Source organism: Streptomyces laculatispora, assembly GCF_017353455.1.
Classification (GTDB): Bacteria; Actinomycetota; Actinomycetes; order Streptomycetales; family Streptomycetaceae; genus Streptomyces; species Streptomyces laculatispora.
In genome coordinates, this window is sequence record NZ_JAFMPZ010000248.1 from 1 (window position 1) to 5,720 (window position 5,720).

Consider the following 5,720-nt stretch of genomic DNA (forward strand, 5'->3'; position numbering starts at 1 on the left):
AGGTTCCACAGCCCCTGCCGGCGGGCCTCGGCCTTCAGGTCCGCCACGATCTGCGGGGTGTCCCACGGCGACGCGAGCTGCTCCCGCTGCTCCTCCGCAGTCTTCTCGGCCGGGTGGACGTGCTCGTCCATGAAGGTGAGCAGCTGGGCGCGCAGTTCTTCGGTACGGGCGTCGAATGCGAAGTCCATGGGGTTGATCAGCCTTCCTGGAGGGTGGTGAGGCCGTGCGCGATGAAGACGGGGACGAGATCGCCGATGCGGTCGAAGCCGCCACCGACGGTCTGGCCCAGCGTGTAGCGGTAGTGGATGCCCTCCAGGATCACGGCGAGCTTGAACCAGGCGAACGCCGTGTACCAGGAGATCGCGGAGGTGTCCCGGCCGGAGCGTGCGGCATAGCGCTCGATCAGTTCGGCGGGGGAGGGGTGGCCGGCCGCGCCGCTGGTCGTGGAGACCGGTGACTCGGGCAGATCGAGGTCGGAGCTGTACATCACGAGCAGGCCGAGGTCGGTCAGCGGGTCGCCGAGCGTCGACATCTCCCAGTCGAGCACGGCCTTGATCCGGTCGTCGGAGCCGATCAGGACGTTGTCCAGGCGGTAGTCGCCGTGCACCACCGTCGGGGCCGGGGAGACGGGCAGTCCGCGCCCGAGCGCCGCGTGCAGCTCGTCGATGCCGGGCAGTTCGCGGTTGCGGGAGGCGTCCAGCTGCTTGCCCCAGCGGCGCAGCTGCCGGTCCAGGAAGCCCTCGGGGCGTCCGAAGTCGCCGAGCCCGACGGCCGCCGGGTCCACGGCGTGCAGCTCGACCAGTGTGTCCACCAGACCGAGCACGGCCGTGCGGGTGCGCTCGGCGCCGAGCGGGGCGAGCTGCTCGACGGTGCGGTACGGGGTGCCCTCGACGTACTCCATGACGTAGAACGGCGAGCCGATGACGGAGTCGTCCTCGCAGAGCAGCAGCGTCTCGGGGACCGGGACGGCCGTCGGGTGCAGTGCGCTGATCACCCGGTGCTCGCGCTTCATGTCGTGTGCGGTGGCCAGCACATGACCCAGCGGCGGCCGGCGGACGACCCAGCGGCCGGTGCCGTCGGTGTCCGTGACGACGTAGGTCAGGTTCGAACGGCCGCCCTCGATGAGCCGGGCGTCGAGCGGTCCGCTCACCAGACCCGGCCGTTCGCGGTCGAGATGTCCGCGCAGCCGGTCGAGGTCGAGACCTGGCGGGTGGACTGGGCTCATCGTGCGCACCTCCGGGGTGAATGAACGGTCGGTGTTCATGATGCCGACCAGTCGGTATGTCGTCCAGTGAACTTCCCGAACCGGATGTGACCGATCCGGCCCGAACGGCCGCCCAGCCTCTGGCGTTCAGTCGCATCTCTGAATAGAGTTCACGTATGGATACAGCATTGTTGATCGAAGAAGTCCGGCTGACCCCGATCCTCATTGCCGACCCGCCGCTCCTCAACACCCAGGGCGTCCACCAGCCGTACACCCCACGCCTCGTCGTGGAGGTCGTCACACGCGGCGGAGTGACCGGCATCGGGGAGACCTACGGCGACGGCAAGTACCTCGAACTGGCCGAGCCGCTCGCCGCCGCGCTGGCCGGCCGCCCGGTCAGCGATCTGAACGGGCTCTTCGCCCTCGCCGACGAGGTGTGCGCAGACTCACGCGCGGCCGACGAGCGGGTCGACGCGGGCGGGCTGCGCGGCGTCCAGACCGCGGACAAGCTGCGGCTCTCGGTGGTGTCCGGTTTCGAGGTGGCCTGCCTGGACGCGCTGGGCAAATCCCTCGGCCTGCCCGTGCACGCACTCCTCGGCGGCAAGGTGCGCGACACCGTCGAGTACAGCGCGTACCTCTTCTACCGCTGGGCCGAGCACCCCGACGGCGGCGAGCGGGACGACTGGGGGGCGGCCGTCGACCCGGCCGGGGTCGTCGCCCAGGCACGCCGCTTCGCCCGTGAGTACGGCTTCTCCTCCTTCAAGCTCAAGGGCGGCGTCTTCCCGCCCGACGAGGAGATCGCCGCGGTCCGCGCGCTGGCCGAGGCGTTCCCGGACCAGCCGCTGCGCCTCGACCCCAACGGCGCCTGGTCCGTCGAGACCTCGCTGTACGTCGCCGAGCAGCTCAAGGACGTACTCGAATACCTGGAGGACCCGGCGAGCGGCACGGAGCTGATGGCCGCCGTGGCGGCCGGCACCGACGTACCGCTGGCCACCAACATGTGCGTCACCACGCTCGCCGAGGTCCCGGAGGCCTTCGCCCGGGACGCCGTCCAGGTCATCCTCTCCGACCACCACTACTGGGGCGGGCTGCACCGCACCCGCGAACTGGCCGGGATCTGCCGCACCTTCGGCGTCGGGCTCTCCATGCACTCCAACACCCACCTCGGGATCAGCCTCGCCGCCATGACGCATGTCGCGGCCACCGTCCCCAACCTCGACTACGCCTGCGACAGCCACTACCCCTGGCAGACCGAGGACGTCATCACCACCCGCCACGTCTTCGAGGACGGCCGCCTCACCGTCTCCGACGCCCCGGGCCTGGGAGTCGAGCTCGACCGGGAACGCCTGGCCGTGCTGCACCGCCGCTGGCTCGACGACGACGGCACGATGCGCGAGCGTGACGACGCCGCCGCGATGCGCAAGGCCGAGCCGCAGTGGCGGACACCGTCGATCCCGCGCTGGTGAGAGCCCCGCGCCGGGTGGAGGGGACCGGGAGGGCCTGATTTGCGCAGCCTGCGACCTGCGCCGATGGTCGGAGGATGAAGGCGATCAGCTACAGCGCATACGGCGGTGCCGATGTCCTGGAGTACGGCGAGCGGCCCGACCCCAAGGTCGGCCCCGACACCGTCCTGGTGAAGGTGCGGGCCGCCGCGGTCAACCCGGTCGACCGACAGGCGCGGCAGGGGAACCTCGACGCCGCGCTCGACGCGGTCTTCCCCGTGATCCCCGGCTGGGACGTGTCCGGGGTGGTCGTCCAGCCCGGCGTCGCCGTGGAGGAGTTCGCCGTGGGCGACGAGGTCATCGGATACGTGCGGGAGGACTTCCTCAGCCGAGGCACCTTCGCCGAGTACGTCGCCGCGCCCGTGCGCACCCTCGCGCGCAAACCGCTGAGGCTGAGCTTCGAGGAAGCCGCGGGGCTGCCCCTGGCCGGTCTCACCGCCTACCAGGTGCTCCACCGGTCGCTGCGCATCCGCGACGGCGACACCGTCCTCGTCCACGCGGCGGCGGGCGGTGTCGGCTCGCTCGCCGTGCAGATCGCCCGGCACGCCGGCTGCCGGGTCATCGGGACCGCGAGCGCGCACAACCACGACCATCTGCGGCAGCTCGGCGCGGAACCCGTGGAGTACGGGGACGGGCTCGCCGACCGGCTGCGGGCGCTGGCCCCGGACGGGATCGACGCCGCCTTCGACACCGTGGGCGGGGAGGCCCTGCGGGTGTCCGCCGAGACGCTCGCGCCGGACGGGCGGCTGACCTCCATCGTGGACAGCGAGGTGTTCTCCTACGGCGGCAAGTACGCCTTCGTGCGGCCGGACGCCAAGGACCTCGCCCATCTGGCGGAACTGGCCGAGCGGGGCATCGTCTCGGTCCATGTGGACCGGGTCTTCCCGCTGGAACAGGCCGCCCAGGCGCACCGGCTCAATGCTGAGGGGCGCACCCGCGGCAAGATCGTCGTCACGGTCGACTGGGAGAGCTGACCGCCGCGCCCGGCCCGCGATCGCCGCGATCAGAACAGCATGGCCACCGCGAACACCGCCAGCGCGACCGTGCACGCCGCGGTCATCAGGGCCTCCCTCGCCCCCAGCTGCTGCGGACGGGCGGTTCCCATGCCCTGCACCCGGCGGTTCGCCACCCGGAGAAACCCCAGCCAGGCGAGCACGCTCAGCGACAGGGCGACGATCCCGGCCGGGCTCGCCCCGCCGTGCAGCGCCTGCTTGCCCGCCAGCAGCGCCACCACCGTGCAGGAGAGCGTGGTGCGGCGCCAGGCCAGCCTGGTCCGCTCGGGCTGCAGGCCGGGATCGCGCTCCGCGGCGCTCACCGCCCCTCCCAGCCGAAGAGGACCACCACCACCATCGCGACGGCGACGACGGCGACCGCGAGACTCAGCAGCGTCGGGAACCGGGAGACCGGCAGATCCTCGCCCCGCCGCATGGCCAGCTCACAGCGCACCCAGTGGTTGACCGCCCGCAGCGCACACAGCACACCGGCCGCGAGCAGGGCCAGCGCGAGACCGGCCCGGATGCCCCAGGAGAGTCCCGGCAGGAACTGGTCGACCGCGAAACCGCCGCCGATCAGCGCGAGTGCCGTCCGGATCCAGGCGAGAAAGGTCCGCTCGTTGGCGAGCGAGAAACGGTAGTCGGGGGTGTCGCCCTCTTCGCGGATACGCTGCGGCGCGAACCACAGCCGCAGGCTCTGTACGAATTCGTTCACGTCCGGACCATATCTGCCGCTTCGGTATGCGGTGCGGGCCGGTTCAGGGCGCTTCGCGGAGCGCCTGCAGCCGCCGGTGGCACTCCAGCCCGTCCGGCACCCACAGCCAGCCGTCGAGCCGCTCCGCCAGCTCCACGTCCGTGAGGAAGGTGTGCCAGGCGACCTCTTCCGCCTGCGGCTTCACCGGCAGCTCGCACCGTACCCGGTAGACGTACGACCACCAGCTGTGCCGGTCGCCCTCGTAGAGGAACTTGAAGAGCGGCTCGGGGCGGGGGAGCCCCGTGACACCCAGCTCCTCCTCGGCCTCCCGCAGCGCCGCCTCGTCGTACGTCTCGCCCGCGCCGACCACTCCGCCGACGAACATGTCGTAGTGGGACGGGAAGACCAGCTTGGTGGCGGTCCTGCGGTGCACGAAGATCCGGCCGTCGGCGTCCCTGACCTCGATGAACGCGCAGCGGTGGCGCAGGCCCCGCGCGGTCGCCTCGCCGCGCGTGGCCTGCCCGACGACCTCGTCGTTCTCGTCGACGATGTCCAGGATCTCGTCAGAAGGTGTCATGCACCTCATCCAACAGCAGACCGCCGCGGAGGATCACTGCCCCATGACGTACTTGACGGTCGGGCCCGTGGTCCAGCCGCCGTCCACGGCGAGTTCGGCGCCGGTGATGTAGGAGGCGGCGTCCGAGAGCAGGAAGACGACGGCCTCGGCGATCTCACCGGCCTCGCCCACCCGGCCCATCGGGGTGTTGGGGTAGTTGCCGTCGCCCTGCTGGATGCCCACGGAGGCGGTCATCGGCGTGTAGACCATGCCGGGGTGCACCGAGTTCACCCGCACCTTCGCCGTGCCGAGCTCCACCGCGCCGACCTTCGTCAGCCCGCGCACGCCCCACTTCGACGCGCCGTAGCTGGAGGTCAGGGCGAGGCCCATCAGCCCGGCGGCCGAGGAGATGTTGACGATCGAGCCGCCTCCGTTCTCCTTCATCAGCGGGATCACCGTCTTCATGCCGATGAAGACGGCCGTCAGATTGATGTCGATGACCTTGCGGAAGTGCTCGACCGTCTCGGTCTCCAGCGGCTGCCCGGTGGAGACCCCGGCGTTGTTGACCAGGCCGTCGATCCGTCCGAACTCGGCGAGGGCGAACTCGGCGACGCGCTGCCAGTCCTCCTGCGAGGTCACGTCGTGGTGAAGGAAGCGGGCCTTCGGGCCGAGCTCGGCCGCGGTCGCCGCGCCCTCCTCGTCAAGCACGTCGGTGATCACGACGTTCGCGCCGCCGGCCACGGCGAGGCGCGCGGCCTCGGCGCCGAGGCCG

7 protein-coding genes and 1 pseudogene are annotated in these 5,720 nt (G+C 71.2%); 2 read left to right on the forward strand and 6 right to left on the reverse strand.

Translation table 11 applies throughout. The features are described 5' to 3' along the window. Positions 1–188: pseudogene (locus J1C73_RS13890) on the reverse strand (acyl-CoA dehydrogenase); the annotation flags it as partial. 8 nt (positions 189–196) lie between these two features. Next, positions 197–1,225, reverse strand: a complete 1,029-nt coding sequence (locus J1C73_RS13895) for a phosphotransferase family protein (RefSeq protein ID WP_207316638.1) — start codon at positions 1,223–1,225, stop codon at positions 197–199. A gap of 155 nt (positions 1,226–1,380) precedes the next feature. Between J1C73_RS13895 and J1C73_RS13900 the strand changes: the two genes are divergently transcribed. Continuing rightward, positions 1,381–2,670 (forward strand): glucarate dehydratase family protein, encoded by a 1,290-nt coding sequence (locus J1C73_RS13900; protein WP_207316639.1) that lies wholly within the window; start codon positions 1,381–1,383, stop codon positions 2,668–2,670. A 74-nt stretch (positions 2,671–2,744) separates the two neighbouring features. After that, on the forward strand, positions 2,745–3,680 hold the full coding sequence (locus J1C73_RS13905) for an NADP-dependent oxidoreductase (RefSeq protein WP_207316640.1): 936 nt from the start codon (positions 2,745–2,747) through the stop codon (positions 3,678–3,680). Between the two features lie 29 nt (positions 3,681–3,709). Here the strand turns inward: J1C73_RS13905 and J1C73_RS13910 are convergent, their stop codons facing one another. The 4 genes from J1C73_RS13910 to J1C73_RS13925 form a co-directional block, all read right to left on the reverse strand. Further along, complete coding sequence (locus tag J1C73_RS13910; protein WP_124286486.1) at positions 3,710–4,021, reverse strand: DUF202 domain-containing protein; 312 nt, start codon at positions 4,019–4,021, stop codon at positions 3,710–3,712. After that, complete coding sequence (locus tag J1C73_RS13915; RefSeq protein ID WP_207316641.1) at positions 4,018–4,413, reverse strand: YidH family protein; 396 nt, start codon at positions 4,411–4,413, stop codon at positions 4,018–4,020. The genes J1C73_RS13910 and J1C73_RS13915 overlap by 4 nt, the downstream gene beginning before the upstream one ends. Positions 4,414–4,456: 43 nt before the next feature. Further along, positions 4,457–4,969 carry an NUDIX hydrolase gene (locus tag J1C73_RS13920; protein WP_207316642.1) on the reverse strand — a complete coding sequence of 171 codons (513 nt, stop codon included), beginning with the start codon at positions 4,967–4,969 and terminating at the stop codon, positions 4,457–4,459. A 33-nt stretch (positions 4,970–5,002) separates the two neighbouring features. Next, a partial coding sequence (locus J1C73_RS13925) for an SDR family oxidoreductase (RefSeq protein ID WP_207316643.1) occupies positions 5,003–5,720 on the reverse strand: 718 nt, incomplete at its 5' end.